General features: G+C 72.8%; 29 protein-coding genes. 10 read left to right on the top strand and 19 right to left on the bottom strand.

The window, feature by feature from the left end; translation table 11 throughout:
• Positions 1–3 precede the first annotated feature (3 nt).
• The 4 genes from IE178_RS11160 to IE178_RS11175 are packed head-to-tail and all read left to right on the top strand — an operon-like array spanning position 4 to position 4,716.
• The gene (locus tag IE178_RS11160; protein ID WP_193512124.1) at positions 4–1,194 is read left to right on the top strand and encodes an ADP-ribosylglycohydrolase family protein; all 1,191 of its coding nucleotides are present in this window, start codon (positions 4–6) and stop codon (positions 1,192–1,194) included.
• Positions 1,182–2,657, top strand: coding sequence for an ADP-ribosylglycohydrolase family protein (locus tag IE178_RS11165; RefSeq protein ID WP_193512125.1), 1,476 nt, complete (start codon positions 1,182–1,184; stop codon positions 2,655–2,657). Before IE178_RS11160 ends, IE178_RS11165 begins: the two co-directional genes overlap by 13 nt.
• Positions 2,654–3,889 (top strand): CaiB/BaiF CoA transferase family protein, encoded by a 1,236-nt coding sequence (locus tag IE178_RS11170; protein WP_193512126.1) that lies wholly within the window; start codon positions 2,654–2,656, stop codon positions 3,887–3,889. The genes IE178_RS11165 and IE178_RS11170 overlap by 4 nt, the downstream gene beginning before the upstream one ends.
• Entirely contained in the window at positions 3,886–4,716 is an 831-nt protein-coding gene (locus tag IE178_RS11175; RefSeq protein ID WP_184763430.1) for an HpcH/HpaI aldolase/citrate lyase family protein, read from the top strand. The genes IE178_RS11170 and IE178_RS11175 overlap by 4 nt, the downstream gene beginning before the upstream one ends.
• Before the next feature lie 187 nt (positions 4,717–4,903).
• On the opposite strand, the gene lgt is transcribed toward IE178_RS11175, so the two are convergent.
• The 11 genes from lgt to hisI form a co-directional block, all read right to left on the bottom strand.
• Positions 4,904–5,878: a prolipoprotein diacylglyceryl transferase gene (gene lgt / locus IE178_RS11180; protein WP_193512127.1), complete on the bottom strand. Its 975-nt coding sequence runs from the start codon at positions 5,876–5,878 to the stop codon at positions 4,904–4,906.
• A gap of 93 nt (positions 5,879–5,971) precedes the next feature.
• Positions 5,972–6,748, bottom strand: coding sequence for a thioredoxin domain-containing protein (locus IE178_RS11185; RefSeq protein ID WP_193512128.1), 777 nt, complete (start codon positions 6,746–6,748; stop codon positions 5,972–5,974).
• Between the two features lie 96 nt (positions 6,749–6,844).
• Entirely contained in the window at positions 6,845–7,660 is an 816-nt protein-coding gene (trpA, locus tag IE178_RS11190) for a tryptophan synthase subunit alpha (protein WP_193512129.1), read from the bottom strand.
• Entirely contained in the window at positions 7,657–8,943 is a 1,287-nt protein-coding gene (gene trpB, locus IE178_RS11195) for a tryptophan synthase subunit beta (protein ID WP_193512130.1), read from the bottom strand. Before trpB ends, trpA begins: the two co-directional genes overlap by 4 nt.
• 57 nt (positions 8,944–9,000) lie before the next feature.
• Positions 9,001–9,225 (bottom strand): tryptophan biosynthesis modulator TrpM, encoded by a 225-nt coding sequence (trpM, locus tag IE178_RS11200; RefSeq protein ID WP_184763425.1) that lies wholly within the window; start codon positions 9,223–9,225, stop codon positions 9,001–9,003.
• A gap of 22 nt (positions 9,226–9,247) precedes the next feature.
• Positions 9,248–10,057, bottom strand: coding sequence for an indole-3-glycerol phosphate synthase TrpC (gene trpC, locus IE178_RS11205; RefSeq protein ID WP_184763424.1), 810 nt, complete (start codon positions 10,055–10,057; stop codon positions 9,248–9,250).
• 119 nt (positions 10,058–10,176) lie between these two features.
• Complete coding sequence (locus tag IE178_RS11210) at positions 10,177–10,611, bottom strand: DUF2752 domain-containing protein (protein WP_184763423.1); 435 nt, start codon at positions 10,609–10,611, stop codon at positions 10,177–10,179.
• Positions 10,612–10,716: 105 nt separating this feature from the next.
• A complete protein-coding gene (locus IE178_RS11215; protein WP_184763422.1) occupies positions 10,717–10,968 on the bottom strand; it encodes an HGxxPAAW family protein in 252 nt (83 codons plus the stop codon).
• 154 nt (positions 10,969–11,122) lie between these two features.
• Positions 11,123–11,764 carry a TIGR02234 family membrane protein gene (locus tag IE178_RS11220; RefSeq protein ID WP_184763421.1) on the bottom strand — a complete coding sequence of 214 codons (642 nt, stop codon included), beginning with the start codon at positions 11,762–11,764 and terminating at the stop codon, positions 11,123–11,125.
• 41 nt (positions 11,765–11,805) lie between these two features.
• Positions 11,806–13,299, bottom strand: a complete 1,494-nt coding sequence (locus tag IE178_RS11225) for an anthranilate synthase component I (protein WP_193512131.1) — start codon at positions 13,297–13,299, stop codon at positions 11,806–11,808.
• Positions 13,300–13,310: 11 nt separating this feature from the next.
• A complete protein-coding gene (gene hisI / locus IE178_RS11230) occupies positions 13,311–13,718 on the bottom strand; it encodes a phosphoribosyl-AMP cyclohydrolase (protein WP_184763419.1) in 408 nt (135 codons plus the stop codon).
• Positions 13,719–13,801: 83 nt separating this feature from the next.
• On the opposite strand from hisI, the gene IE178_RS11235 reads away from it, so the two are divergent.
• Together IE178_RS11235 and IE178_RS11240 are read left to right on the top strand one after the other, a co-directional pair.
• A complete protein-coding gene (locus tag IE178_RS11235; protein ID WP_193512132.1) occupies positions 13,802–14,437 on the top strand; it encodes a TIGR03085 family metal-binding protein in 636 nt (211 codons plus the stop codon).
• A 23-nt stretch (positions 14,438–14,460) separates the two neighbouring features.
• Positions 14,461–14,859: a VOC family protein gene (locus tag IE178_RS11240; RefSeq protein ID WP_193512133.1), complete on the top strand. Its 399-nt coding sequence runs from the start codon at positions 14,461–14,463 to the stop codon at positions 14,857–14,859.
• Between the two features lie 3 nt (positions 14,860–14,862).
• Here IE178_RS11240 and hisF read toward each other — a convergent pair whose 3' ends face one another.
• From hisF to hisD, 8 genes are read right to left on the bottom strand one after another with little or no spacing between them, the layout of a single operon-like run.
• Positions 14,863–15,618: an imidazole glycerol phosphate synthase subunit HisF gene (hisF, locus tag IE178_RS11245; RefSeq protein WP_184763416.1), complete on the bottom strand. Its 756-nt coding sequence runs from the start codon at positions 15,616–15,618 to the stop codon at positions 14,863–14,865.
• The gene (locus IE178_RS11250; protein ID WP_184763415.1) at positions 15,615–16,019 is read right to left on the bottom strand and encodes a Rid family hydrolase; all 405 of its coding nucleotides are present in this window, start codon (positions 16,017–16,019) and stop codon (positions 15,615–15,617) included. Before IE178_RS11250 ends, hisF begins: the two co-directional genes overlap by 4 nt.
• Positions 16,020–16,035: 16 nt before the next feature.
• On the bottom strand, positions 16,036–16,758 hold the full coding sequence (gene priA / locus IE178_RS11255) for a bifunctional 1-(5-phosphoribosyl)-5-((5-phosphoribosylamino)methylideneamino)imidazole-4-carboxamide isomerase/phosphoribosylanthranilate isomerase PriA (RefSeq protein WP_184763414.1): 723 nt from the start codon (positions 16,756–16,758) through the stop codon (positions 16,036–16,038).
• Positions 16,759–16,762: 4 nt separating this feature from the next.
• The gene (hisH, locus tag IE178_RS11260) at positions 16,763–17,404 is read right to left on the bottom strand and encodes an imidazole glycerol phosphate synthase subunit HisH (RefSeq protein ID WP_184763413.1); all 642 of its coding nucleotides are present in this window, start codon (positions 17,402–17,404) and stop codon (positions 16,763–16,765) included.
• A gap of 4 nt (positions 17,405–17,408) precedes the next feature.
• Positions 17,409–17,567, bottom strand: coding sequence for a CG2302 family histidine operon protein (locus IE178_RS11265; protein ID WP_184763412.1), 159 nt, complete (start codon positions 17,565–17,567; stop codon positions 17,409–17,411).
• 3 nt (positions 17,568–17,570) lie between these two features.
• Positions 17,571–18,173 carry an imidazoleglycerol-phosphate dehydratase HisB gene (gene hisB / locus IE178_RS11270; RefSeq protein WP_193512134.1) on the bottom strand — a complete coding sequence of 201 codons (603 nt, stop codon included), beginning with the start codon at positions 18,171–18,173 and terminating at the stop codon, positions 17,571–17,573.
• Positions 18,170–19,282, bottom strand: coding sequence for a histidinol-phosphate transaminase (locus IE178_RS11275; protein ID WP_193512135.1), 1,113 nt, complete (start codon positions 19,280–19,282; stop codon positions 18,170–18,172). Before IE178_RS11275 ends, hisB begins: the two co-directional genes overlap by 4 nt.
• Positions 19,279–20,619 carry a histidinol dehydrogenase gene (hisD, locus tag IE178_RS11280; protein ID WP_318279986.1) on the bottom strand — a complete coding sequence of 447 codons (1,341 nt, stop codon included), beginning with the start codon at positions 20,617–20,619 and terminating at the stop codon, positions 19,279–19,281. The genes IE178_RS11275 and hisD overlap by 4 nt, the downstream gene beginning before the upstream one ends.
• A 193-nt stretch (positions 20,620–20,812) precedes the next feature.
• Between hisD and IE178_RS11285 the strand changes: the two genes are divergently transcribed.
• From IE178_RS11285 to ybaK, 4 genes are all read left to right on the top strand, one after another.
• The gene (locus IE178_RS11285; protein WP_193512136.1) at positions 20,813–22,390 is read left to right on the top strand and encodes an oxidoreductase; all 1,578 of its coding nucleotides are present in this window, start codon (positions 20,813–20,815) and stop codon (positions 22,388–22,390) included.
• Positions 22,391–22,585: 195 nt separating this feature from the next.
• Complete coding sequence (locus IE178_RS11290; protein WP_193512137.1) at positions 22,586–23,650, top strand: hypothetical protein; 1,065 nt, start codon at positions 22,586–22,588, stop codon at positions 23,648–23,650.
• Positions 23,651–23,661: 11 nt separating this feature from the next.
• On the top strand, positions 23,662–24,402 hold the full coding sequence (locus IE178_RS11295; protein ID WP_184763407.1) for an LON peptidase substrate-binding domain-containing protein: 741 nt from the start codon (positions 23,662–23,664) through the stop codon (positions 24,400–24,402).
• A 30-nt stretch (positions 24,403–24,432) separates the two neighbouring features.
• The gene (ybaK, locus tag IE178_RS11300; protein ID WP_184763406.1) at positions 24,433–24,936 is read left to right on the top strand and encodes a Cys-tRNA(Pro) deacylase; all 504 of its coding nucleotides are present in this window, start codon (positions 24,433–24,435) and stop codon (positions 24,934–24,936) included.
• Positions 24,937–24,946 lie beyond the last annotated feature (10 nt).

Consider the following 24,946-nt stretch of genomic DNA (forward strand, 5'->3'; position numbering starts at 1 on the left):
GGCATGACGCACAAAGAGCAAGAAATCGAGGATGTCGGCGGCCGGGGTCTGCCCCTGGACGAGCGGGTGTCCGGGGCCCTCGTGGGAGCCGCCGTCGGCGACGCCCTGGGCGGGCCGGTCGAGGGGTACTCACCCGAGCAGATCGTCGAGCGTCACGGCGGGCGCGTACACGGCGTCGTCGGCCCGTGGGACGGCGACGCCTGGCGCACCGCCCGCCCCATCGCCCCGTACCACAAGGGCGACGGCCACGTCACCGACGACACCCTGATGACGCACGCGCTGGTCCGGGTGTACGCGCGGGTCCGCAACCACCTGGACGCGTACGCGGTCGCCGACCACCTGGTCCCGGACCTGATGACCAACCCGCGCTGGATCCCGGAGCTGGAGGCGCGGGCGCTGCCGCTGCACCGGATCTTCCTCGCCGAGAAATGGCTCGTGGCCCGCCTCCACTACGGCCATGCCGACCCGCGCGAGGCGGGCGTCGGCAACATCGTCAACTGCGGTGCCGCGATGTACATGGCCCCGGTCGGACTGGTCAACGCCGCCCACCCGGGAGCCGCCTACGCCGAGGCGCTGGACGTCGCGGGCGCCCACCAGTCGTCGTACGGCAGGGAGGCGGCCGGTGTCTTCGCGGCGGCCGTGGCGGCGGCGTGCGCACCGGGCGCGACGGCGGACTCGGTGGTCGCCGCGTGTCTGTCCGTGGCGAAGGACGGCACCCGGGCGGCGATCGAGCGGGTCTGTGAGGAGGCGGCGCGGCACACCGACTTCGAGTCGGCGCTGGGTCCGCTGCGGGAGGCGGTGACGCCGTACGACACCGTGGGCCCCGACTACCGGTCGCCGTCCCTGGGCGCCCGTCGCCCCTCCCGGCTGCACGCCATCGAGGAACTCCCGGTCGCGCTGGGCATGGTGGTGGTGGCCGGTGGCGACTTCCGGCACGCGGTGCTGGGCGCGGTGAACTACGGCCGCGACTGCGACTCCATCGCCACGATGGCCGGGGCCGTGACCGGCGCCCTCGGCTCACCCGTCCCCCAGGACTGGTCCAAGACGGTGGCGGAGGCCAGCCGTCTCGACCTGTGGGAACCGGCGGCGACGCTCACCGCCGTGATCCGCGAGGTCTTCGCCCGCGACGTACGGCGCCGCCGCGCCCACGAGGAGGCGTTCGCGGAGCTGGAAGGCCCTGAATGCTCCGACTGACCTGGGTCCAGCCGGAGGACCTGATCGGCCACGAACTGCGTCAGGCGGTCCAGGACGGCCGTGAACCCTCGGCGATCGCCGCCCGCTGGCGCGCGGCGGGCGGCCCCGAGGCCCCGCTCACCGCAGGCGCGTCCCCCCGGCCGGCGTCCCGCTGCCTCCGCCTCCTGGCCACAGACCTCCTGGACGAACTGGCGGACCTCCCCAGCAGCCGGGGAGACGACGAGCCGACCGGCCTCCACAACATCAAGAGCCTGTGCCCCGACTGGCCCACGCCGCACCCCACCGGCAGTCGTGCCGCCCGGGGCGAGGGAGGCCCGCCCTGCCCGGGCGGAGCCGAACCCTCGGGGGAGGGCGGGCGCGGCGGCACCCCGCAGGCGCCGGGCCGCGCACCCGGCCCCCGGGCGCCGTCCCCCGCCCGCCTCGAAGCCGCCTGGCTCGGCCGAGCCGTGGGCTGCCTGCTGGGCAAACCGGTCGAGAAGCTCCCCCTGCACGGCATCCGCCACCTCGCCCGAGCCACCGGCAACTGGCCCCTGACCGGCTACTTCACCGCCCGTGGCGTCCCCGGCGAGCTCCTCACCCAGTACCCCTGGAACCGCCGCTCCGCGGCCACCTCCCTCGCCGAGAACATCGACGGCATGCCCGAGGACGACGACCTCAACTACCCCCTCCTGGGCCTGATCGTCCTCCAGCGCCACGGCCGGTCCTTCACCACCACCGACGTCGCCCGCGTCTGGCTCGACGAACTCCCCGCCGGCCGCACCTTCACCGCCGAGCGGATCGCCTACCGCAACCTCCTCGGCGGCCTGGAACCCCCGCTGACCGCGCGTCACCACAACCCGTTCCGCGAGTGGATCGGCGCCCTGATCCGCGCCGACGTGCACGGCTGGACCAACCCCGGCGCCCCGGCCGCGGCAGCCGAGCAGGTCCACCGCGACGCCACCCTCACCCACACCGCCAACGGCGTCTACGCGGCGATGTTCACCGCCGCCGTCATCGCCACCGCCGCCACCGGCACCCACGACGTCCACGCCTGTCTGCGCACCGGCCTCACCGTCGTCCCGCCCCGCTCCCGGCTCGCCCGCGCCGTCGAGCGGGCCGTCCGACTGGCCCATGAGCACGCCGACTTCACCACCGTCGTCGACCGGCTGCACGACACCTACGCCGCCACCCACCACTGGGTGCACGCGGTCCCCAACACCGCCCTGATCGCCGCCGCCCTCACCCACGCCGACGGCGACTTCGCCGGCTCCGTCTGCCGTGCGGTCTCCGGCGGCTGGGACACCGACTCCAACGGCGCGACCGCCGGGAGCATCGCCGGCCTGCTCGCGGGTTCCCCGGCCGCGCTCCCCGAACGTTGGACGGCCCCGCTGAAGAACCGCCTGGCCACCTCCGTCGGCGACTTCCACGGCACCGGCTTCGACACCCTGGCCCGTCTGACCCGTCTGGAGGCCTCCCGCCCATGACCCCGCCCGACCCGACCGCCGCCCCACCGTCCGTCCCCGCCCCCACCGGACCCCCGCTGACCGGTCTGCGCGTCCTGGACCTCGCCACCCTCTTCGCCGGCCCCCTCGCCGCCACCCTGCTCGGCGACTTCGGCGCGGAGGTCGTCAAGGTCGAACATCCGAGGAAACCGGACCCCTCCCGTGGCCACGGCCCGTCGAAGGACGGCATCGGCCTGTGGTGGAAGATGCTCGGCCGCAACAAGCGGACCATCACCCTCGACCTGTCACGGCCCGGCGGCCGGGCCACCCTGCTGCGCCTGGCCGAGACCGCCGACGTGATCATCGAGAACTTCCGCCCCGGCACCCTGGAGAAGTGGGATCTGGGCTGGCCGGAGCTGTCCGCCGCCAACCCCCGGCTGATCCTGGTGCGGGTCACCGGCTTCGGCCAGTTCGGCCCGTACGCGCACCGCCCTGGCTTCGGCACCCTCGCCGAGGCGATGAGCGGCTTCGCCGCGATCACCGGCGAACCGGACGCACCGCCGACCCTGCCCCCGTTCGGCCTGGCGGACTCCATCGCGGGTCTGACCACCGCGTACGCGGTGATGACCGCGCTGGCCGGCCGGGACCGCACCGGCGAGGGGCAGGTCGTCGACATGGCGCTGATCGAGCCGATCCTGACCGTGCTCGGACCCCAGCCGACCTGGTACGACCAGCTGGGACACGTCCAGCCCCGCACCGGCAACCGCTCCCCGAACAACGCCCCGCGGGGCACCTACCGCACCGCCGACGGCACCTGGGTCGCCGTCTCCACCTCGGCCCAGTCGATCGCCGAGCGGGTGATGGTGCTGGTGGGCCGGCCGGACCTGATCGACGAGCCCTGGTTCGCCACCGGCGCGGACCGCGCCCGGCACGCGGACATCCTGGACGAGGCGGTCGGCGGCTGGATCGGCCGGCACACCCGCGCCGACGTGCTGGCCGCCTTCGAGAAGGCGGAGGCGGCCGTCGCCCCCATCCAGGACGTGCGGGACGTCATGGCGGACCCGCAGTACCAGGCCCTCAACACGATCACCACGGTCGACGACCCCGAGCTGGGCCCGCTGCGCATGCAGAACGTCCTCTTCCGGCTCTCCGGCACCCCGGGCGCGATCCGCTGGGCGGGCCGCCCGCACGGCGCGGACACCGAGGAGGTCCTGACCGGGATCGGCCTCTCCCCGGCCGATCTCGCGGCGCTGCGCGCGGAGGGTGCCCTGTGAAGGACACTCCGCTGACCTGGTTGTACGCCCCCGGCGACCGTCCCTGCGTGGTGGCGAAGGCGCTTGCCTCCGGGGCCGACGTGGTGGTGATCGACCTGGAGGACGCGGTCGCCCCCGACCGGAAGGCCTACGCCCGGTCGGCCACCGCCGAGCTGTTGCGCGACCCCCAGCCGGTCCCGGTCCACGTCCGGGTCAACGCCCTGTCCGGCCCGTGGGCCCGGGACGACCTCGCGGCCCTCGCCCCGGCCCCCGGGCTGTCCGGACTGCGGCTGCCCAAGGTGTCCTCGCCGTCCGACGTCGTCCGCGTCGCGCGTCGCGCCGTGTCCGCCCACGGTGGCGTGCCGCCGTTGTACGCCCTCCTGGAGACGGCCCTCGGCATCGAACGGGCCCGTGCCGTGGCCACCGCCCACCGATCCCTGCGCGGCATCGCCATCGGGGAGGCGGACCTACGGGCCGACCTGGGCGTACACGACGACGCGGGCCTCGACTGGTGCCGCTCGCGGGTGGTCGTCGCCGCGCGGGCGGCGGGCCTGGCCCCGCCCACCCAGTCCGTCCACCCGGACACCCGGGACCTGGACGGACTCAGGGCCTCCTGCGCCCACGGCCGCGCCCTGGGCTTCCTGGGGCGCGCCGCGATCCATCCCCGCCAGCTGCCGGTCATCGAGCGGGCCTATCTGCCCACGCAGGAGGAGATCGAACGGGCCGAGACCGTCCTCAAGGCAGCGGCCACGGAACAGGGCGCCCAGGCCCTTGCGGACGGCACCTTCATCGACGCGGCGGTGGTGGCAGCGGCCCACCGCACCCTCTCCCTGGCCCGCAGAATCTGAGCCGCCGCTCGGCCGACACCGCGGGCAGTCGTGCCTCCCCGGTGCCTTGACGGCCTGGAAGGGTCCCGGGGCGGCGCGGGTGGGCGCGACGGCACCCCGCCGGCGCGGGGCTGCGCGCCCCTCGGCCGGCACACGCGGAGGGCGCCCGAAGAATCTCCGGGCGCCCTCCGCGTCGTACGGCGGACCGTCAGTTCTTCTTCGCCGACCCGGCCCCGTCCTTGGAATCCTGCCCGGCCCCGTCGGCTTCCTTCTTGCCGTCCGACGCCTCGGCCTCGTCCTTCTCCACGCCCTCGCCGGCCTCGTCGGCGCCGTCGGCCTCACCACCGGAGGCAGCGTCCCCGTCGGAGACACCCGGCTCCACCACGTCCTCACGCCCCGGCCGCTTCCGCGCCGACAGCACGATGTACAGCACCGCGAGCAGGAACACAAGGATCGAGGTCCAGTTGTTCAGCCGCAGGCCGAGGATCTCGTGGGCCTCGTCGACACGCATGTACTCGATCCAGAACCGGCCCGTGCAGTACGCGGCGACGTACAGCGCGAACGCCCGCCCGTGCCCGAGCCTGAAGCGACGGTCGGCCCAGATCACCAGGAGGGCCACGCCGACGCACCACAGCGACTCGTACAGGAACGTCGGGTGGTACGTGCCCGGCTCCCGTCCGTCGGCGGAGGACGTGATCTCCACCGCCCAGGGCAGGTCGGTGGCCCGCCCGTACAGCTCCTGGTTGAACCAGTTGCCCCAGCGTCCGATGGCCTGGGCGAGGGCGATGCCCGGGGCGACGGCGTCGGCGTAGGCGGGCATCGGGACGCCCCGGCGGCGGCAGCCGATCCACGCGCCCAGGGCGCCGAAGGCGATCGCGCCCCAGATGCCGAGGCCGCCTTCCCAGATCTTGAAGGCGTCCACCCAGTCACGGCCCTCGCTGAAGTACAGCTGGTAATCCGTGATCACGTGGTAGAGCCTGCCGCCGACCAGGCCGAACGGCACGGCCCAGACAGCGATGTCGGCCACCGTGCCGGCCCGCCCGCCCCGGGCGACCCAGCGCTTGTTGCCGAGCCAGACGGCGACGAAGACACCGATGATGATGCAGAACGCGTAGCCGCGCAGCGGAACGGGGCCGAGGTACAGCACCCCGCTCGACGGGCTGGGAATGTAGGCAAGTTCCATGGCAGGGTCGACGCTACCGTGCCGGACCGGCCGCACGGCGGGCAGCCCGGCTACGGCTCCATAACAGGACCCCGGGATTCCTCCGGGGCATCGCTATCCCTTGTTGGCCTCCTCGACCATCCGCTTGAACTTCTCGGGGGTCATCGAGCGGTCCTGGTAGATGTTCCTGCCGTCGAACACGACGGTCGGCGTGCCGCTGAAGCCGCCCTTCTGGAATGCCTCATGGGACTTGACGACCCAGCTGTCGTGCTTGCCGTCCTCGACGCAGGAACGGAAGGCGGGGGTGTCGAGTCCCTCGACCTTGCCGGCCAGCTCGAGCAGCCTGCCGTTGTCGGCGAAGGCGTCGTCGCTCTCCATCGGCTGGTTCTGGAACAGCACGTCGTGGTACGCGGCGAACTTCCCGGCGTCCTGGGCGCAGGCGGCGGCATTGGCCGCGTGGCCCGAGCCGGTGCCGCCCATGCCGCCGTCGATGAGCGTGACCAGGTGGTACTCCACCTTCAGCTGCCCCGCGTCGGTCAGCTCGTGGATGGTCGGTCTGTAGGCCTGCTCGAAGACCTTGCAGGCCGGGCAGCGGAAGTCCTCCCACACGGTGAGCGTGGCCTTGGCGCTCTGTTTCCCGACCGGGATGGCCGTGCCGTCCTTGCCCAGGGCGCCCGAGGGGGCCACGACGGGGCCGGCCGAATCGCTCTTGTCGCCGCCGCCCGCGTTGGCCGCGACGATGCCGATCACCGCCGCGAGCCCCAGGACACAGACCACGCTCGCACCCACGATCAGGGTGCGGCGCCGCTTCTCCGCGGCCTTCTGCTTCTCGCGCTCGTCCGCCAGCCGCTCCCGGGCGGTGCGCTTTCCCTCACGGTTCTTCTCGCTCACACCCGCAGAACGAACCGGGGAGGCGCACAGCGCCTCCCCGGTCCCAGGTCCACCCGTACGAGGGACCCGTATGACTACCTGCGGATACCCGGCCGGTTACGCCTGTCCGCGCACGCCCTTGGCCAGGTCACCGGCGAGCGCCCGGACGGCCTCGACGCCGGCCGCGTGGTCGGGGGCGTCCAGCATCCGCTTCACGAAGGCCGAGCCGACGATCACGCCGTCGGCGAAGCCGGCGACCTCGGCCGCCTGGGCCGGGGTGGAGACGCCGAGCCCGACACAGACCGGGATGTCGGTGGTGGCGCGGGTCCGCCGCACCAGGTCCTCGGCCTGCGAGCCGACCGACTCGCGGGTGCCGGTGACGCCCATCAGGGAGGCGGCGTAGACGAAGCCGCTGCCCGCCGCGGTGATCTCGGCGAGCCGCGCGTCCTTGCTGCTGGGCGCGACCACGAAGACCGTGGCGAGCCCGTGCTTGTCGGCGTGCTCCCGCCACAGCGCCGACTCCTGGACGGGCAGGTCGGGCAGGATGCACCCGGCGCCGCCCGCCTCGGCGAGCTCGGCGGTGAAGCGCTCGACGCCGTAGCGGTCGATGGGATTCCAGTAGGTCATGACGAGGATCGGCTTGCCGGTGGCCTCGTGGGCCTCACGGACCGTGCGCATGACGTCGGCGATCCGGACGCCGCCGCGCAGGGCGATGTCGTCGGCCGTCTGGATGACCGGTCCGTCGAGGACGGGGTCGCTGTGCGGCAGGCCCACCTCGACGACGTCGGCGCCACCGTCCAGCGCGGCCCTGATCGCCTCGATGCCGCCGTCCACGGTAGGGAACCCGGCCGGGAGGTAGGCGATGAGGGCGGAACGGCCCTCGGCCTTCGCCGCGGCGAGGGTGTCGTTCAGCAGCCGCACGTTCCCGCTCACTTGGCGTCCCCCTCGATCTCGGCGGCGCCGCCGGCCTCGTCGGCGGCGACCTCCGCGTCGGTGTCGTACAGACCGAAGTAGCGGGCCGCGGTGTCCATGTCCTTGTCGCCGCGCCCGGACAGGTTGACCACGATCAGCCCGTCCTTGCCCAGCTCCTTGCCGACCTCCAGCGCGCCGGCCAGCGCGTGGGCGCTCTCGATGGCCGGGATGATGCCCTCGGTGCGCGACAGCAGGCGCAGGGCCTGCATGGCGGCGTCGTCGGTGACCGCCCGGTACTCGCCTCGGCCGCTGTCCTTGAGGTACGAGTGCTCCGGTCCGATGCCGGGGTAGTCCAGACCGGCCGAGATGGAGTACGGCTCGGTGATCTGGCCCTCGTCGTCCTGGAGGACGTACGAGCGCGAGCCGTGCAGGATGCCGGGCTCGCCCGCGGTGAGGGTCGCCGCGTGCTCGCCGGTCTCGACGCCGTGCCCGGCGGGCTCGCAGCCGATGAGCCGTACGTCCGCGTCCGGGATGAAGGCGTGGAACAGGCCGATGGCGTTGGAGCCGCCGCCGACGCAGGCGATGGCGGCGTCGGGCAGGCGTCCGGCCTGCTCGAGGAGCTGGCGGCGGGCCTCGACGCCGATGACGCGGTGGAAGTCGCGCACCATGGTCGGGAAGGGGTGCGGCCCGGCGACGGTGCCGAAGAGGTAGTGCGTGTGGTCGACGTTGGCGACCCAGTCACGGAACGCCTCGTTGATGGCGTCCTTCAGCGTCCGGCTGCCGGACTTCACGGCGATGACCTCGGCGCCGAGCATGCGCATCCGGGCCACGTTGAGGGCCTGGCGCTGCGTGTCGATCTCGCCCATGTAGATCGTGCAGTCGAGGCCGAAGAGGGCGCAGGCGGTGGCGGTCGCCACGCCGTGCTGGCCGGCACCGGTCTCGGCGATGACGCGGGTCTTGCCCATGCGCTTGGTGAGGAGGGCCTGACCGAGCACGTTGTTGATCTTGTGCGAGCCGGTGTGGTTCAGGTCCTCGCGCTTGAGGAAGATCCGGGCACCGCCGGCGTGCTCGGCGAACCGGGGCACCTCGGTGAGGGCGCTCGGGCGGCCGGTGTAGTGGACCAGGAGGTCGTCGAGTTCACGGGCGAACTCGGGGTCGTGCTTGGCCTTGTCGTACTCGACGGCGACCTGGTCGACTGCCGCGACGAGGGCCTCGGGGATGAACTTGCCCCCGAACGCGCCGAAGTAGCCGTCGGCGGTGGGGACTTGCCCCTCCGGGTCGGGGATGAAGAAGGTACTGGGCATGCTGGAGCCTCACGGTGAGTGTGGGGTGGGCACTGTGCGCCGTGGGGGCGGGGTTCGTCAGTCGGCCGCGGGCCGGTGGTGGCCGGACGCGCTGTTCCCCGCGTCCCCGGAAAGCGGGCGCTGCCATCGCATGCCGTTGACCTGCCCGGGTTCGTCGCCGATGACGTAGCGGACCCTGCGGCCGTGGACGCGGCGCGCGGGGGCGCGGCAGCCGCGGGGGCGGCAGCCGCGCGCGAGGCGCGCGTACGGGTCCCTGGTCGTCGGGGTCGGCGGGGGATTCATCGGGGCCAAGCCTACCGGTGGATCAGCTGCGGCCGTGGCGGAGTGCCGGGTGTTCGCCCGCCGCGACCAGGTCGGAGACCGCCGTCTTGGGGTCGCGGCCGGTGACGAGGGACTCGCCGACCAGGACCGCGTCGGCGCCGGCGTTGGCGTAGGCGATGAGGTCGTGCGGGCCGCGGACGCCGGACTCGGCGATCTTGACGAGGTGGTCGGGGATCTCGGGGGCGACCCGCTCGAAGGTGCCGCGGTCGACCTCGAGGGTCTTGAGGTTGCGCGCGTTGACGCCGATGATCCTGGCGCCCGCGTCCACCGCGCGCTCGACCTCGTCCTCGTCGTGCACCTCGACGAGCGGGGTGAGTCCGATGGACACGGCGCGCTCGATCAGCGACTCCAGGGCCGGCTGGTCGAGGGCGGCGACGATCAGCAGCGCGAGGTCGGCGCCGTACGCGCGGGCCTCCCAGAGCTGGTACGAGGTGACGATGAAGTCCTTGCGCAGCACGGGGATGTCCACCCGCGCGCGGACCGCCTCCAGGTCGGCCAGCGAGCCGCCGAAGCGGCGCTGTTCGGTGAGGACGGAGATGACGGCGGCGCCGCCCGCCTCGTAGTCGGCGGCGAGTCCCGCGGGGTCGGCGATCGCGGCGAGCGCGCCCTTGGACGGGCTGGAGCGCTTGACCTCGCAGATCACCTTGACGCCGTCGCCGCGCAGGGCGGCCACGCCGTCCTTGGCGGCGGGGGCCTTCGCAGCGCGTTCCTTGAGCTCGTCGAGGCTGACGCGCGCCTGCCGCTCCGCCAGGTCGGCACGGACTCCGTCGATGATCTCGTCGAGCACACTCACGCGAGCGGCCCCCTTCCTGACGGTCGGTCTTCGATGGTCACTGTGATGGTATCCGCAGCAGGGCGCATGCCCCGCATCCGGTGGGCGCCGGTTCCACTACCTGGACGTTCGCCTGTTGATCAAGGATGCAACCAGCCACCGAACGGAAGGTTCCGGACAACCGTGAAGACCAGCAGCAATGCTCCCAGGGACCACAGGAGCACCGGGGGCGGGTCGATCCGCAGGGGCCGGCCGCGCACCGCGCGGACCACCCAGACGGTCCACAGCGCGGCGAAGCCCACGTAGCCGAGGACGGCGGGCGCGTTGGCCTGGAGGGCGGCCAGGAGGTCGCCGTGGACGACGGCGTGCGCGCTGCGCAGTCCGCCGCAGCCGGGGCAGTACAGGCCGGTGAGGCGCAGCAGCGGACAGACGGGGTAGTGGCCGGCCTCGTTGGGGTCCACGGTTCCGACGTAGGCGAAGGCGCCGGCGACGGCGGCGAGCACGCCGGCGGGGACGGCCAGCCGGGCCGCCCTGCCGCGCATCACGCCGGGGTGGTGGGCATTCACGTCGTGCATTGTGCCCCGGACGCGCGTCCGCTGCCGCAACCGCCCCGGACACGTGTCAGGGGCGGTTCCGGCACCACCGTGCCGGCCGCCCCCGTCCGGAGTGCTCCGCGGCGCTCAGCCCTCGGCGTGGGCCGGGGTGCGGTCGCCGGTGACCTGGTGCACGGGGTGGTCGCTCTTCGGCTGGCCCATGCCCATCGCGCGCATGATGGCGCCGACGACACCGCCGAGGAGCACGATGCCCATGCCGCCCCAGAAGCCCACGGGCTGGTCCATCACCATGAAGGCGCCCGCGACGCAGAAACCGATGAAGGCGATGATGACACCGGTCCAGGCGGCCGGGGTGTGACCGTGGCTGCTGCCCGCCATTGCTTGCTCCTCGTTGCTGTGTACGTGTCTGAGCAGACGCTCGCTCCCATTGTCCCGCACCCACCCGTCCAGGGTGACCGGGGGTACCGGAGGGGTGAGCGCGACGGCCCCGGGGCCGCGCGACCACCCCGGCCCGTCCCACGCCGGCGAGGCGTCACGCTCCGGTCGGGTCCTCGCCCCGGTCCAGCGCCTTCCACAGGTCCTCGGGCCGGTCGGGGTCCACGGCCGCGGGCCTGCGGCGCGGCCGCGCCGCGCCGGCCCGCTCGTACCGGCCGGACATCCCCGGCCACAACCGCCCGTACCGCAGCGCGAGCAGTCCGGCCACCAGCAGCAGCGCACCGCCCACGGCAGCGACGTAGGGCCACGCCGTATGGCTGAGGGCGTCCACGGTCGCGGAGGTGTCACCGGAGGCCGCCGCGGCCTTCTCGTCGAGCGCCGCGCTGTCCGACGCGCCGAGCAGCGCCGCGGCGATCGTCCCCGCCCCGGACAGGGCGAGCAGCGCGGCGACGGCGAGACGCCCGGCCCGGCGCACGGCGAAGACGGCGACGAGCGCGGCCAGCCCGACGACGGCCAGGGCGGCGGGGACGCCGGTGACGTCGCTGCCCCGGGCAGTCAGGGGGAACGCGCCGCCGGCCACCGTCGCGGTGCCCTCCGACCACTGCTGCCGGGTGGCGAGCAGGGCCACGGCCGCGCCCAGGGCGCCGCTCAGCAGGGCGACGGCGAGGCTGAGGCGGCCGGTCCGGGCGGAACCGGCGGCTTCGGAACGAGGGGTAGGTACGGCAGTCACGTCATCCACTATCGCCTGAACCCCGGGCGAACCGTCACCCGGGGTTCGTCTCAGACCCTTCCCAGCCGGTTCGCGGTGTGGACGGCGCGCAGCACCGCCGCCGCCTTGTTGCGGCACTCGGTGTCCTCGGCGACCGGGTCGGAGTCGGCGACGATTCCGGCGCCGGCCTGGACGTACGCGGTGCCGTCCCGCAGCAGGGCCGTACGGATGGCGATCGCGGTGTCGGAGTCGCCGGCGAAGTCGAGATAGCCGACGCAGCCGCCGTACAGCCCGCGCCGGGACGGTTCGAGTGCGTCGATGATCTGCATCGCGCGGGGCTTGGGCGCCCCGGAGAGGGTGCCGGCCGGGAAGCAGGCGGTGAGCACGTCGAACGCGGTGCGGTCGGCGGTGACCCGGCCGGTGACCGTCGAGACGATGTGCATGACGTGCGAGTACCGCTCGATGGACATGAAGTCGACGACTTCGACGGAGCCGGGCTCGCAGACGCGTCCGAGGTCGTTGCGCCCGAGGTCGACGAGCATCAGGTGCTCCGCCCGCTCCTTGGGGTCGGCGAGCAGTTCGTCGGCGAGGGCCTGGTCCTCCTGCGGGGTGGCGCCGCGGGGCCGGGTGCCGGCGATGGGGTGGACCATGGCCTGTCCGTCCTCGACCTTCACCAGGGCCTCCGGGGAGGAGCCCACGACGTCGAAGCCGTCGAAGCGGAACAGGTACATGTAGGGCGAGGGGTTGGTGGCCCGCAGCACCCGGTAGACGTCCAGCGCGCTCGCCGTGCACGGGGTCTCGAACCGCTGCGACGGTACGACCTGGAATGCCTCCCCCGCGCGGATGCGCTCCTTGATGTCCTCGACGGCCCGCCGGAAGTCGGGGCCGCCCCACAGCGCGGTGTGCTCGGGCAGCTCCGAGGGCGGCAGCACGGCGGGCGGCTGGGCCACCGCGCGGGCGAGGTCGGCCTCCATGGCGTCGAGACGGGCCACGGCGTCGGCGTACGCCTCGTCCACGCCCGTCTCGAGGTCGTTGTGGTTGATCGCGTTGGCGATCAGCCAGACGGCGCCCTCCCAGTGGTCCATGACGGCGAGGTCGCTGGTGAGCAGCATGGTCAGCTCGGGCAGTCCCAGGTCGTCCCGCTCGCCGGGGCCGATCTTCTCCAGGCGGCGCACGATGTCGTAGCCGAGGTAGCCGACCATGCCGCCGGTGAAGGGCGGCAGGCCCAGGTCGTGGGCGAGGTCGCGCGGGGTGTGCAGGGCCTCGAGGGTGGCGCGCAGCGCGGCGAGCGGGTCGCCGTCGGTGGGGACTCCGACCGGCGGGGTGCCCTCCCAGTGCGCCCGCCCGTCGCGTTCGGTGAGGTGGGCGGAGCTGCGGACGCCGACGAAGGAGTAGCGGGACCAGGAGCGCCCGTTCTCGGCGGACTCCAGGAGGAAGGTGCCGGGGCGCTCCGCGGCCAGCTTGCGGTAGAGCGCGACCGGGGTGTCGCCGTCGGCGAGCAGCTTGCGGGTGACCGGGATGACCCGGCGGTCGGTGGCGAGCTTGCGGAACGTCTCGAGATCCATGGCGGCAGACCCTACTGATCCGAGGCGGGTGCGCCGGAATCGGCGCCGTCGGCGGGGGCGTCCTTCAGCAGGACGTCGGCGTCGAAGCAGGTGCGGGCGCCCGTGTGACAGGCGGCGCCCACCTGGTCGACCTTGACGAGCACCGTGTCGGCGTCGCAGTCCAGGGCGACCGACTTGACGTGCTGCACGTGTCCGGAGGTGTCCCCCTTGACCCAGTACTCCCGCCGGCTGCGCGACCAGTAGGTGCAGCGGCCGGTGGTCAGCGTGCGATGCAGCGCCTCGTCGTCCATCCAGCCGAGCATCAGCACCTCTCCGGTGTCGTACTGCTGGGCGATGGCGGGCAGGAGGCCGTCGGGGCTGCGCTTGAGCCGCGCGGCGATCTCCGGGTCGAGGCGGCTGGGCCGGGACGTGCTGGTCATGCGGACCATTGTGCCGCGCCCCGGCCACCGGCCCCGGACCGTTCCACTGGGCGGACCCCGCACTCGGCCGTAGGCTGGCTGGCATGTCGACCCATGCCAAGCGTGAACGACTCCTCCTGGCCGATCTGCTGGAGACCGCGGGCCCTCAGGCCCCCACCCTGTGCGAGGGCTGGACGACCCGGGATCTCGCCGCCCATGTGGTGGTGCGCGAGCGCCGCCCCGACGCGGCGGGCGGAATGCTGGTCAAGCAGCTCGCGGCGCGCCTGGAGCGGGTGATGGCGGAGTTCACCGCCAAGCCGTACGAGGAGCTGATCCAGCTGATCAGGACCGGTCCGCCGCGCTTCTCGCCCTTTTCGCTCAAGCAGGTCGACGAGCTGTCGAACATCGTCGAGTTCTACGTCCACGCGGAGGACGTCCGCCGGGCCCAGCCCGACTGGACGCCGCGTGAACTCGACCCGGTGTTCCAGGACGCCCTGTGGTCGCGGCTGGAGCGCTCCGCCCGGCTGATGGGCCGCGGCACGCCGACGGGCCTGGTGCTGCGGCGTCCGAACGGCCAGACGGCGGTGGCGCACCGCGGCACCCCGGTGGTGACGGTGACCGGGGAGCCGTCCGAGCTGGTGCTGTTCGCCTACGGCCGGCAGAGCGCGGCCAAGGTCGAGGTGGAGGGCGACGAGGACGCGATCGCGAAGCTGCGCGAGAGCAAGCAGCTCGGCATCTGATCCGTATCCGAAAGGCGCAGTTCGTGATCAAAGTGGCCATGACCAGCGTGTACGTCGACGACGTGGCGAAGGCGCACGCCTTCTACACCGATGTCCTCGGCTTCGAGACCCGCACCCACATGGACCTGGGCGACGGCACGCTGTTCGTCACCGTGGGCGCCCGCGAGGGCGCCCAGCAGGATCTGGAGCTCCTGCTGGAGCCGGGCCAGGGCCCGATCGCCGAGCCCTACCGCAGGTCGGTCCGCGAGGCGGGCCTGCCCGCCATCGTGCTCTCGGTGGACGACCTCCGCGCGGAGTTCGAACGCCTCCGCGGGGAGGGCGTCCACTTCGTCCAGGACCCGCAGGAACAGGGCCCGTTCCTCACCGCGGTCCTGGACGACACGGTCGGCAACCTGATCCAGCTGACCCAGTCGGCGCACTGAGCCTCACCGCACCGGGTGGCCCCCCTCCCGCAGGGTGTCCTTGACCTGGCCGATCCGCAGGTCGCCGAAGTGGAAGACGGAGGCGGCGAGGACGGCGTCCGCGCCGGCCGCGACCGCGGGCGGGAAGTCGGCCAGTTTCCCGGCGCCGCCCGAGGCGATCACCGGGACGGTGACGTGCTTGCGGACGGCGGCGATCATCTCCAGGTCGTAGCCGTCCTTGGTGCCGTCGGCGTCCATGGAGTTGAGCAGGATCTCGCCCGCGCCCAGCTCGGCGGCGCGGTGCGCCCATTCCACGGCGTCGATGCCGGTGCCGCGGCGGCCTCCGTGCGTGGTGACCTCGAAGGAACCGGATGCGGTGCGGCGGGCGTCGACGGAGAGGACCAGGACCTGGCGGCCGAAGCGTTCGGCGATCTCGCGGATGAGCTCGGGGCGGGCGATGGCGGCGGTGTTCACGCCCACCTTGTCGGCGCCCGCCCGCAGCAGTTTGTCCACGTCCTCGGTGGTGCGGACGCCGCCGCCGACGGTGAGCGGGATGAACACCTGCTCGGCGGTGCGGCGCACCACGTCGTACGTCGTCTCGCGGTTGCCCGACGAGGCGGTGATGTCCAGGAACGTCAGCTCGTCGGCGCCCTCGGTGTCGTACACCTTGGCCATCTCGACGGGGTCGCCCGCGTCGCGCAGGTTCTGGAAGTTGACGCCCTTGACGACCCGGCCGTTGTCCACGTCCAGGCAGGGGATGACTCGGACCGCCAGGGTCATGAGTTCACGGCTCCTCTGAATGCTTCCAGTTCTACTGAGACCAGCACGCGCGAGTCGACGAAGCCCTCGACCACCAGGACGGTGGTGACCGGACGCACGGAGTCGAAGAGCTCCTTGTGGGCCCGGCCGGCCGCGTCGACGTCCCGCGCGTGGGCGAGGTGGACGCGCGTGCGGATCACGGACTCGATGCCGAGCCCGAACTCGCCGATCGCCTCCAGCGCGATGGTGAAGGCCACCTTGGCCTGTTCGTACGGGTCGCCCTCCCCGTACAGCACGCGGCCCCGGAACGAGGTCGTGCCCGCCACCAGGACGCGGTCACCCGCCGCCACGGCGCGCGCGAAGCCGAAGGACTCCTCCCAGGGGCTTCCGCTCTGCACGCGCCGTACGGCATCGGACGTCATCGCACTGTGTCCTTTTTCACGAGGTGGCCTCCAGGGCCTCTTCCAGGGTGAACGCCTTGGCGTACAGGGCCTTCCCGACGATGGCGCCCTCGACACCGAGCGGCACCAGGCCGGCGATGGCGCGCAGGTCGTCCAGGGAGGAGACGCCGCCGGAGGCGACGACGGGCCGGTCGGTGGCGGCGCAGACGTTCTTCAGCAGCTCCAGGTTGGGGCCCTGGAGGGTGCCGTCCTTGGCGATGTCGGTGACGACGTAGCGGGCGCAGCCCTCCTTGTCGAGGCGGGCCAGCGTCTCGTAGAGGTCGCCGCCGTCGCGGGTCCAGCCGCGGCCGCGCAGGGTGGTGCCGCGTACGTCGAGGCCGACGGCGATCTTGTCGCCGTGCTCGGCGATGACCCCGGCCACCCACTCGGGGCTCTCCAGGGCCGCGGTGCCGAGGTTGACGCGGGTGCAGCCGGTGGCGAGGGCGGCGGCGAGGGTGTCGTCGTCGCGGATGCCGCCGGACAGCTCCACCTTGATGTCCATCGCCCCGGCGACCTCTGCGATCAGCTCACGGTTGTCCCCGGTGCCGAAGGCGGCGTCCAGGTCGACCAGGTGCAGCCACTCGGCGCCGGAGCGCTGCCAGGCGAGGGCGGCCTCCAGGGGGGAGCCGTACGACGTTTCCGTCCCGGACTCGCCGTGCACCAGGCGGACGGCCTGGCCGTCGCGGACGTCGACGGCGGGGAGCAGTTCGAGCTTGGCCATGTCTCTACAGGGTTCCGATCCAGTTGGTGAGGAGCTGGGCACCGGCGTCGCCGGACTTCTCGGGGTGGAACTGGGTCGCCCACAGGGCGCCGTTCTCCACGGCGGCCACGAACGGCTTGCCGTGGGTGGACCAGGTGACGAGCGGGGCGCGCATCGCCGGGTTGGTCGTCTCCAGGGTCCAGTCGTGGACGGCGTAGGAGTGCACGAAGTAGAAGCGGGCGTCCTCGTCGAGGCCGGCGAACAGCTCGGAGCCGGCCGGGGCGTCCACGGTGTTCCAGCCCATGTGGGGCACGATCTCGGCCTGGAGCGGTTCGACCGAGCCGGGCCACTCGTCGAGGCCCTCGGTCTCCACGCCGTGCTCGATGCCGCGCGCGAACAGGATCTGCATGCCGACGCAGATACCCATCACCGGGCGGCCACCGGAGAGCCGGCGGTCGACGATCCAGTCGCCGCGCGCCTCCTTCAGGCCCTGCATGCAGGCGGCGAAGGCGCCGACGCCGGGTACCAGCAGCCCGTCGGCGTTCATGGCCCGGTCGAAGTCACGGGTGATCTCGACGTCGGCTCCCGCGCGGGCGAGGGCGCGCTCGGCGGAGCGGACGTTGCCGAAGCCGTAGTCGAAGACCACGACCTTCCTAGTGCTGCTCAAGCGCTCACACCTCCAGCCTCAGGGCGCCGCTGACGAGGCACATCGCGGCGCCGATCGAGAGGACCACGATCAGGCTCGTGGGCATCTTCTGCTTGACGAAGGAGACGATCCCGCCGACGAGGAACAGGCCGACGACGATCAGGACGGTGGACAGACCGTTCATGGCTTACAGCGCGCCCTTCGTGGAGGGAAGGATGCCGGCCGCGCGGGGGTCGCGTTCGGACGCGTAGCGCAGGGCGCGGGCGAGGGCCTTGAACTGGCACTCCACGATGTGGTGCGCGTTGCGCCCGTACGGGACGTGCACGTGCAGGGCGATCCGGGCCTGGGCGACGAAGGACTCCAGGATGTGCCGGGTCATCGTGGTGTCGTACTCGCCGATCATCGGCGCCATCCTCTCGGGCTCGGTGTGCACGAGGTAGGGGCGGCCGGACAGGTCGACGGTGACCTGGGCGAGGGACTCGTCCAGCGGGACCGTGCAGTTGCCGAAGCGGTAGATGCCCACCTTGTCGCCGAGGGCCTGCTTGAAGGCGGCGCCGAGGGCGAGGGCGGTGTCCTCGATGGTGTGGTGCGAGTCGATGTGCAGGTCGCCCTCGGTCTTCACGGTCAGGTCGAACAGACCGTGCCGGCCGAGTTGGTCGAGCATGTGGTCGTAGAAGCCCACCCCGGTGGAGATCTCGGTCTTCCCGGTGCCGTCGAGGTCGATCTCGACGAGGACGGACGTTTCCTTCGTCGTGCGTTCGACTCTTCCCACGCGGCCTTCGCGAGTCATGCGCTCTGCTCCTGTTCCTTCTTGAGATCACGGACCGCGTCGAGGAACGCGTCGTTTTCGGCGGGGGTACCGGCGGTGACCCGCAGCCGGCCCGGTACGCCGTTGTCCCGGACCAGAACACCCCGGTCGAGGATCTTCCGCCAGGTGGCGTGGGCGTCCTCGAACCTGCCGAACTGGACGAAGTTCGCGTCGGACTCGGTGACCTCGTAGCCGATGGCGCGCAGTTCGGCGACCAGCCGGTCCCGTTCGGTCTTGAGCTGCTCGACGTAGCCGAGCAGCGTGTCGGTGTGCTCCAGGGCGGCCAGCGCGGTCGCCTGGGTGACCGCCGACAGGTGGTACGGCAGCCGGACGAGCTGGACGGCGTCGACGACCGCCGGGTGCGCGGCGAGGTAGCCGAGGCGCAGGCCCGCCGCGCCGAACGCCTTCGACATGGTGCGGGAGACGACCAGGTGCGGGCGTCCTTCGAGCAGGCGGAGCAGCGAGTCGCCGTGGCTGAACTCGATGTACGCCTCGTCCACCACCACCATCGACGGCTTGGCGGACTGGGCGGCCTCGTACAGCGCGAGGACCGTCTCCGGGGGGACGGCGTTGCCCGTGGGGTTGTTGGGGGTGGTGATGAAGACGACGTCCGGGCGGTGCTGGGCGATGGCCCGCTCGGCGGCGGCGAGGTCGATGGTGAAGTCCTCGTTGCGGGGACCGGAGATCCAGCCGGTGCCGGTGCCGCGCGAGATGAGGCCGTGCATCGAGTACGACGGCTCGAAGCCGATCGCGGTGCGGCCCGGTCCGCCGAAGGTCTGCAGCAGTTGCTGGATGACCTCGTTGGAGCCGTTGGCGGCCCACACGTTCTCCAGGCCGACCTCGTGGCCGGCCGTCTTCGTCAGGTATTCGGCCAGTTTCGTGCGCAGTTCGACCGCGTCCCGGTCGGGGTAGCGGTTGAGGTGCCGGGCGGCCTCACGGACCCGCTCGGTGATCCGCTCGACCAGCGGCTCGGGCAGCGGGTAGGGGTTCTCGTTGGTGTTCAGCCGTACGGGGACGTCCAGTTGGGGCGCGCCGTAGGGGGACTTGCCGCGCAGCTCGTCCCGTACGGGGAGATCGTCGATGCCGGTCACTTGCTCTCGGGTACCTTCCAGCCGAACCTCGCCTTGACCGCCGCGCCGTGCGCGGGCAGGTCCTCCGCCTCCGCCAGCGTCACCACGTGGTGCGCGACCTCGGCCAGCGCGTCCTCGGTGTAGTCCACGATGTGGATGCCGCGCAGGAAGGACTGGACGGACAGGCCCGAGGAGTGGCAGGCGCAGCCGCCGGTGGGCAGGACGTGGTTGGAGCCGGCCGCGTAGTCGCCGAGCGACACCGGCGACCAGGGGCCGACGAAGATCGCGCCCGCGTTGCGCACCCGCTCGGCGAGCGCGGCGGGTTCGGCGGTCTGGATCTCCAGGTGCTCGGCGCCGTAGGCGTCGACGACGCGCAGGCCCTCGTCGAGGCCGTCGACCAGGACGATGGCGGACTGGCGGCCCCTGAGGGCCGGGACGATCCGGTCGTCGATGTGCCTGGTGGCCCTGACCTGCGGTTCCAGCTCCTTCTCCACCGCGTCCGCGAGCTCCGCCGAGTCGGTGACCAGGACGGCGGCGGCCAGTGGGTCGTGTTCGGCCTGGCTGATCAGGTCGGAGGCGACGTGCACCGGGTCGGCGGTGGAGTCCGCGAGGACCGCGATCTCGGTCGGGCCGGCCTCGGCGTCGATGCCGATCCTGCCGGTGAAGTAGCGCTTGGCGGCGGCGACCCAGATGTTGCCGGGGCCGGTGACCATGTTCGCGGGCGGGCAGGACTCGGTGCCGTACGCGAACATCGCGACGGCGGTGGCGCCGCCGGCCGCGTACACCTCGTCGACACCGAGCAGGGCGCAGGCGGCGAGGATCGTCGGGTGCGGCAGCCCGCCGAAGTCGGCCTGGGCCGGGGAGGCGAGCGCGACGGACGGGACACCGGCCTCCTGGGCGGGCACCGCGTTCATGATCACGGAGGACGGGTAGACCGACCGGCCGCCCGGCGCGTACAGGCCGACGCGGTCGACCGGGACCCACTTCTCGGTGACGGTGCCGCCGGGGACGACCTGGGTGGTGTGGGTGGTGCGGCGCTGCTCGCGGTGGACGAGCCGGGCGCGGCGGATGGACTCCTCGAGGGCCGCGCGGACGGCCGGGTCCAGCCCTTCCAGGGCTTCGGTGAGCGCCCGCGCCGGAACCCGGACGGATTCCAGACGGACGCCGTCGAACCGCTCGGCGAAGTCGATCAGCGCCGCGTCGCCCCGATGATGCACGTCCTCGCAGATGGGCCGCACCTTCTCCAGGGCGGCCGCGACGTCGAAGTCGGCTCGGGGCAGCAGGTCGCGCAGGGCGGGGCCCTCGGGGAGGGCGTCGCCGCGCAGATCGATTCGGGCCAGGAAGGAATGTTGGAGCACGTGCCCAATTCTCTCAGACCCGCGCGGCGGGCCGTTCGCCCGTTCCAGTGGCTGATACGCGCCCCAGGCAGTGACGGTCCGCGCACATTCCGCAGATCTTCTTCACTTTCCGTGTTCAACGCGTCACCCGACCGGGCATGAACGGTTGTACGAAGGGACGAACCCGCGAGTATGTGAGGAGGAGGGGAGTTCCGTGACCGAGGGGGTGGGACCGGGCGCCGGAGAGCCGCCGGAGGACCTGACCGCCGCGGAGGCCGGAATGTGGCAGGCCTTCCGCAACGGCAGTGTGTACGACCTGAGCAGCGGGGACACGGTGGTCGACGATCCGCACGGAGGGCATCCGTGGGGCGCCGAGCGGACGGTCCGGGCGCGCGTCGTGTGCTGGCTCCTGCTGGACGGCCCGCCCGCGCTGGTCGGCCGGGTCTCCTCGCTGAAGCTGGTCGGGGTGCGGGTCAGCGGCACCCTGGACCTCGCCGGCGGCACGGTGGTGCCGTACGTGGAGATGCGGGGCTGCCGCTTCGAGCGGGACGTGCTGCTGCCTGAGGCCCGCTTCACGACCGTGCGGCTGGTGGACTGCTCGATACCCCGTCTGGAGGCCGCCCGGCTGCACACCGAGGGCGATCTGCATCTGCCGCGCTGCCGGTTCCTGGGCGGCATACGGCTCACCGACGCCCGGATCGGTACGGATCTGCTGCTCAACCAGGCGATCGTGCACCGGGACCGCAGTGGCCGCTCGATCGCCGCCGACGGGATGACGGTCGGCCAGGACCTCCAGGCGGAGATGCTGGAGTCGCACGGCGAGCTGAGCCTGCGCAGCGCGACGATAGGCGTCTCGCTGAGCCTGCGCGGTGCCCGTCTGGTCAACCCGTCCACGCGCCTCGCGCTGAACGCGCCCCAGCTGACCGTGGAGCGCTCGCTGTATCTGACCCCGGCGGGGGTGGGTGCCCAGGCGCGGAGCGGGATGACTCCGGCGCGCGGGACGCGGATCCAGCGGTTCGAGTGCCAGGGCGGGGTGCGGCTGGACGACGGGCGGTTCGGGGACGCGGTCGACTTCGAGGGGGCGGGGTTCACCTTCACCGACGAACAGGAGCTGTCGCTGCGCCGGGTGCAGACGCCGGAGCTGCGCTTCCTCGGGGAGCGGCCGGCGCGCGGCAAGGTGGTGCTGTCGGGGGCGCGGGTGGTCAACCTGATGGACCGGGCGGACAGCTGGCCGGGCCCGGGCCGGCTGCACATGGGCGGTTTCACCTACGAGAACCTGGTGCCGCGCGGGCCGTTCCCGCTGGCGCTGCGGCTGCGGTGGGTGGACGCGGCGAGCGCCGAGTACAACCCGGAGCCGTACGAGCGGCTGGCCGCCGTGCTGCGCGAGGGCGGGGAGGACGAGGACGCCCGGGAGGTGCTGCTCGCCAAGCAGCGCCGCCGCCGCGAGAGCCTGCCGCCGGCGGCCAAGCTGTGGGGGTACGCGCAGGACTGGACGGTCGCCTACGGATATCGTCCGGGCCGGGCCGCGGTGTGGATGGCGGTGCTGTGGGCGTGCGGTTCGCTGGCCTTCGCGCGCGCGGACCTCCCGCCCCTCAAGAGCGGTGAGCATCCGGCGTGGAACCCGGCCCTGTTCGCCCTGGACCTGCTGCTGCCGGTGATCGACCTGGGCCAGGTGGGCTTCTGGCAGATGCGCGGCGGCTGGCAGTGGCTGTCGGCCGCGTTCATCCTGCTGGGCTGGATCCTGGCGACGACCGTGGCGGCGGGGGCCACCCGGACGCTGCGGCGCACCTGAAGCACCTGAAGCACCTGAAGCACCTGAAGCACCTGAAGCACCTGTGACGCATGGGGCCACTGGTGCCGGAGAGGTCTTTCAAGGTGAGAAACTGTCAGCTTTTTACCGGGCTTTGACCGAACCCCGTACAACTTTCCATGACTTCCGTGTGGGCTCTGGCGCCGCTGTGACCTGCGGACTTTCAATGGTCCAACCATGGCTCTGTTGCACGGGTTCACCCGTACGTCCCGGGTGCGAGGCACATCGACGGGTGCCGCGTCCCCCGCCCCCGTCGTACTGCCCGCCGACGACGAGGTGCTCCTCGACGCACCCGACGACGCGCTGGGCCGGGCGCTGGTCGGTGCGGCGGACGGTGACCACACACCGGCCGTCGAACTGCTCGCCGCCACCCGGCGCGCGGGCGCCTGGGAGCACCGCGACCGGTATGTGCGGCGGCTCGCCCGCTTCGCGCGTTCGCGCCCCGAGTGGCTGGACACCTGGCGCGCTCTCGCCCCGCGCGACCCGGACGGGCTGCTGGTGGACGCCCAGCGGGCGGTGGACCGCGCCTGGGACTCGCCGGCCCGGATCGAGCTGCTGCGCGAGGTGAGCCCGCTGATCACGACCGCCGCGCGGTCGGACAGCCGCGATCCGGTGCCCTGGCGGCTCGCCCTGGACCACGCCCGGGGCGCGCACGCCGGTCACACGTACGTCGAGGAGCTGTGGGAGGCGGCGGTGCGCCGCGCCCCGCACCACCACGGCTGCCATGTGGCGGCCCTGCGCTATCTGGCGTCCTCGTGGCACGGTTCGCACCGCGAGTGCTTCGACTTCGCGGACCTGGCCGCGCAGGACGCGCCGGAGGGCTCGCTCACGCAGGCGCTGCCGCTGCGGGCGGCCTTCGGCTATCTGACCGACGACTGCGGTCCCGAAGTGCGGCGCGAGCGGCTCGACGCGGCGGCCGACCGTGCCGTCGCGCTGTCCGCCCGGCTGCCGACGGGCCAGTGCTGGCCGGCCGAGCTGCGCAATCTGCTGACCTACGTCCTCGTCCGCCTGGAACGCTGGCAGGACGCCCTGGAGCAACTGCGCCTGACCGGCCCGTATGCGACGTCCTTCCCCTGGGACCGGGACGCCGACGATCCGCTCGGCCGGTTCCTGGAGGTGCGTCAGACCGTGCGCACGGCGGTCGCGTACGGCTCCCCCACGGCCACAATGGGCTCCTCCGACTCGGCTTCCGATCGTCCGAGGGGTGGGCAGGGCGGGCGACTCCGCTTCGGCGACCATTAGGCTTTTGCGTCGTGACCACCGTCCGGCTTCCGCTCTTCCCCCTGAACACGGTGTTGTTCCCGGGGCTCGTGCTTCCGCTCAGCGTCTTCGAGGAGCGCTATCGCGCCCTGATGCGCGAGCTGCTCAAGACCCCCGAGGACGAGCCGCGCCGGTTCGCCGTCGTGGCGATCCGGGACGGCCACGAGGTGGCGCCGAGCGTCCCCGGCCTGCCCGACCCGACGGCCGTGCCCGACCAGGGCCCGGCGGCCGGCTTCGGCACCGACCCGCTGCGCGCCTTCCACAAGGTGGCCTGCGTGGCCGACGCGGCGACGATCCGGGAGCGGGCCGACGGCACCTTCGAGGTGCTGGCGACCGGCACGACCCGGGTGCGGCTGCTGTCGGTCGACTCCTCGGGGCCCTATCTGACGGCCGAGTTGGATCCGGTGGCCGAGGATCCCGGCGAGGAGGCGGGGGCGCTGGCGGAGGGGGTGCTGCGGGCGTTCCGCCAGTACCAGAAGCGGCTGGCGGGAGCGCGGGAGCGGTCGCTGACGACCGGCGCGGACCTGCCGGACGAGCCGGGTGTCGTCTCCTATCTGGTCGCCGCCGCGATGATGCTGGACACGCCGACGAAGCAGCGTCTGCTCCAGGCGCCGGACACCGCCTCCCGCCTCCGCGACGAGCTGAAACTCCTTCGCAGGGAGACGGCCATCATCCGTAACCTGCCCTCGTTGCCGTCGTCGGACCTGACGCGCGGCCCGACGAGTCTCAACTGACGTACGACTGTCTGGGGGGTACACGCAGCGATGGCGAAGAAGTCCAGGAAACAGCAGCAGTCCGGGGGCACGCCCGCGACGGTCGCGCTCGCCGCGGCCGGTGTGCCGTTCACCGTCCACTCCTATGACCACGACCCCTCCCACCCGTCGTACGGCGAGGAGGCGGCCGAGGCGATGGGCGTCTCGCCGGACCGGGTCTTCAAGACGCTGGTGGCGGACGTCGACGGCGCGCTGACGGTGGCGGTGGTCCCGGTGGCAGGCCAGCTGGACCTCAAGGCCCTCGCGGCGGCGGTCGGCGGCAAGCGGGCGGCGATGGCCGACCCGGCGCTGGCGGAGCGCACCACGGGATACGTCCGCGGCGGCATCTCGCCACTGGGCCAGCGCAAGAGGCTGCCCACGGTCCTGGACGAGTCGGCCAGGCTGCACGGGACGATCTGCGTCTCGGCCGGCCGCCGCGGCCTGGAGGTCGAACTCTCCCCCGACGACCTGACCGAGCTGACCTCCGCGACCCTGGCCCCGATCGGGCGCGCGTAGCCGGTCGGCG

This window comes from Streptomyces griseoloalbus (assembly GCA_014650015.1).
Lineage (GTDB): Bacteria > Actinomycetota > Actinomycetes > Streptomycetales > Streptomycetaceae > Streptomyces > Streptomyces griseoloalbus.

Coding starts and splice junctions, on each gene's coding strand:
- IE178_RS11290 (WP_193512137.1), top strand. CDS start 22,586: ATGGCTCTGTTGCACGGGTTCACCCGTACGTCCCGGGTGCGAGGCACA.
- lgt (WP_193512127.1), bottom strand. CDS start 5,878: ATGGAACTTGCCTACATTCCCAGCCCGTCGAGCGGGGTGCTGTACCTC.
- hisB (WP_193512134.1), bottom strand. CDS start 18,173: ATGACTCGCGAAGGCCGCGTGGGAAGAGTCGAACGCACGACGAAGGAA.
- IE178_RS11170 (WP_193512126.1), top strand. CDS start 2,654: ATGACCCCGCCCGACCCGACCGCCGCCCCACCGTCCGTCCCCGCCCCC.
- priA (WP_184763414.1), bottom strand. CDS start 16,758: ATGGCCAAGCTCGAACTGCTCCCCGCCGTCGACGTCCGCGACGGCCAG.
- IE178_RS11165 (WP_193512125.1), top strand. CDS start 1,182: ATGCTCCGACTGACCTGGGTCCAGCCGGAGGACCTGATCGGCCACGAA.
- IE178_RS11235 (WP_193512132.1), top strand. CDS start 13,802: ATGTCGACCCATGCCAAGCGTGAACGACTCCTCCTGGCCGATCTGCTG.
- IE178_RS11210 (WP_184763423.1), bottom strand. CDS start 10,611: ATGCACGACGTGAATGCCCACCACCCCGGCGTGATGCGCGGCAGGGCG.
- hisF (WP_184763416.1), bottom strand. CDS start 15,618: ATGACCCTGGCGGTCCGAGTCATCCCCTGCCTGGACGTGGACAACGGC.
- ybaK (WP_184763406.1), top strand. CDS start 24,433: ATGGCGAAGAAGTCCAGGAAACAGCAGCAGTCCGGGGGCACGCCCGCG.
- trpB (WP_193512130.1), bottom strand. CDS start 8,943: ATGCCCAGTACCTTCTTCATCCCCGACCCGGAGGGGCAAGTCCCCACC.
- IE178_RS11160 (WP_193512124.1), top strand. CDS start 4: ATGACGCACAAAGAGCAAGAAATCGAGGATGTCGGCGGCCGGGGTCTG.
- IE178_RS11250 (WP_184763415.1), bottom strand. CDS start 16,019: ATGACGTCCGATGCCGTACGGCGCGTGCAGAGCGGAAGCCCCTGGGAG.
- trpM (WP_184763425.1), bottom strand. CDS start 9,225: ATGAATCCCCCGCCGACCCCGACGACCAGGGACCCGTACGCGCGCCTC.
- hisI (WP_184763419.1), bottom strand. CDS start 13,718: ATGACCAGCACGTCCCGGCCCAGCCGCCTCGACCCGGAGATCGCCGCG.
- IE178_RS11265 (WP_184763412.1), bottom strand. CDS start 17,567: ATGAACGGTCTGTCCACCGTCCTGATCGTCGTCGGCCTGTTCCTCGTC.
- IE178_RS11225 (WP_193512131.1), bottom strand. CDS start 13,299: ATGGATCTCGAGACGTTCCGCAAGCTCGCCACCGACCGCCGGGTCATC.
- IE178_RS11215 (WP_184763422.1), bottom strand. CDS start 10,968: ATGGCGGGCAGCAGCCACGGTCACACCCCGGCCGCCTGGACCGGTGTC.